1 rRNA gene is annotated in these 2,557 nt (G+C 56.8%); it reads right to left on the bottom strand.

The features are described 5' to 3' along the window. Positions 1-83: 83 nt before the first annotated feature. A 23S ribosomal RNA gene (locus FF041_RS01950) occupies positions 84-2,557 on the bottom strand; the annotation flags it as partial.

Genomic DNA, 2,557 nt, shown 5'->3' with positions numbered 1-2,557 from the left:
CACTATGAAACAATCAACAACACAACCGCCGGCCATAGGGGTTGTTCGTGGTTTCAGAACAAACACAGTGGACGCGAGCAACTGAGGACAAGCCCTCGGCCTATTAGTACCGGTCACCTCCACACCTCACGGTGCTTCCAGATCCGGCCTATCAACCCAGTCGTCTACTGGGAGCCTTAACCCCTCAAGGTGGTGGGAGTCCTCATCGCGAGCAGGCTTCCCGCTTAGATGCTTTCAGCGGTTATCCCTCCCGAACGTAGCCAACCAGCCATGCCCTTGGCAGGACAACTGGCACACCAGAGGTTCGTCCGTCCCGGTCCTCTCGTACTAGGGACAGCCCTTCTCAAGACTCCTACGCGCACAGCGGATAGGGACCGAACTGTCTCACGACGTTCTAAACCCAGCTCGCGTACCGCTTTAATGGGCGAACAGCCCAACCCTTGGGACCGACTCCAGCCCCAGGATGCGACGAGCCGACATCGAGGTGCCAAACCATCCCGTCGATATGGACTCTTGGGGAAGATCAGCCTGTTATCCCCGGGGTACCTTTTATCCGTTGAGCGACGGCGCTTCCACAAGCCACCGCCGGATCACTAGTCCCGACTTTCGTCCCTGCTCGACCCGTCGGTCTCACAGTCAAGCTCCCTTGTGCACTTACACTCAACACCTGATTACCAACCAGGCTGAGGGAACCTTTGGGCGCCTCCGTTACTCTTTAGGAGGCAACCGCCCCAGTTAAACTACCCATCAGACACTGTCCCTGATCCGGATCACGGACCCAGGTTAGACATACAGCCCGACCAGCGTGGTATTTCAACAGCGACTCCACGAACACTGGCGTGCCCGTATCACAGTCTCCCACCTATCCTACACAAGCCGAACCGAACACCAATATCAAACTGTAGTAAAGGTCCCGGGGTCTTTCCGTCCTGCTGCGCGCAACGAGCATCTTTACTCGTAGTGCAATTTCACCGGGCCTATGGTTGAGACAGTCGAGAAGTCGTTACGCCATTCGTGCAGGTCGGAACTTACCCGACAAGGAAGTTCGCTACCTTAGGATGGTTATAGTTACCACCGCCGCTTACTAGCGCTTAAGCTCTCAGCTTCGCCAGAACGAATCCTGGCTAACCGGTCCCCTTAACGTTCCAGCACCGGGCAGGCGTCAGTCCGTATACATCGCCTTACGGCTTCGCACGGACCTGTGTTTTTAGTAAACAGTCGCTTCTCGCTGGTCTCTGCGGCCACCCCCAGCTCAAGCAGCACGTGCTATCACCAGAAATGGCCCCCCTTCTCCCGAAGTTACGGGGGCATTTTGCCGAGTTCCTTAACCATAGTTCACCCGAACGCCTCGGTATTCTCTACCTGACCACCTGAGTCGGTTTAGGGTACGGGCCGCCATGAAACTCGCTAGAGGCTTTTCTCGACAGCATAGGATCATCCACTTCACCACAATCGGCTCGGCATCAGGTCTCAGACTATGTGCACGGCGGATTTGCCTACCGTACGTCCTACACCCTTACCCCGGGACAACCACCGCCCGGGCTGGACTACCTTCCTGCGTCACCCCATCGCTTACCTACTACAAGTCTGGTCCGTCGGCTCCACCACTCCCCCTCACTCCGAAGAGATCAAGGGCGGCTTCACGGACTTAGCATCGCCTGATTCGATATTGGGCGTTTCAAAGCGGGTACCGGAATATCAACCGGTTGTCCATCGACTACGCCTGTCGGCCTCGCCTTAGGTCCCGACTTACCCTGGGCAGATCAGCTTGACCCAGGAACCCTTAGTCAATCGGCGCACACGTTTCTCACGTGTGTATCGCTACTCATGCCTGCATTCTCACTCGTGAACCGTCTACCACTCGCTTACGCGGCGGCTTCACCCGGCACACGACGCTCCCCTACCCATCACATTCCCCGTTGGGGGTATGTACTGCAATGACACGACTTCGGCGGTACGCTTGAGCCCCGCTACATTGTCGGCGCGGAATCACTTGGACCAGTGAGCTATTACGCACTCTTTCAAGGGTGGCTGCTTCTAAGCCAACCTCCTGGTTGTCTCTGCGACTCCACATCCTTTCCCACTTAGCGTACGCTTAGGGGCCTTAGTCGATGCTCTGGGCTGTTTCCCTCTCGACCATGGAGCTTATCCCCCACAGTCTCACTGCCGCGCTCTCACTTACCGGCATTCGGAGTTTGGCTAAGGTCAGTAGCCCGGTAGGGCCCATCGCCTATCCAGTGCTCTACCTCCGGCAAGAAACACACGACGCTGCACCTAAATGCATTTCGGGGAGAACCAGCTATCACGGAGTTTGATTGGCCTTTCACCCCTAACCACAGGTCATCCCCCAGGTTTTCAACCCTGGTGGGTTCGGTCCTCCACGACCTCTTACAGCCGCTTCAACCTGCCCATGGCTAGATCACTCCGCTTCGGGTCTTGAGCGCGCTACTGAATCGCCCTATTCGGACTCGCTTTCGCTACGGCTCCCCCACACGGGTTAACCTCGCAACACACCGCAAACTCGCAGGCTCATTCTTCAAAAGGCACGCAGTCACGA

Origin of the sequence: Streptomyces jumonjinensis, assembly GCF_009600885.1 — a bacterium.
GTDB lineage: Bacteria > Actinomycetota > Actinomycetes > Streptomycetales > Streptomycetaceae > Streptomyces > Streptomyces jumonjinensis.
The sequence above is the reverse complement of the archived record's forward strand: the minus strand, read 5'-3'. Positions and strand labels throughout refer to the sequence as shown.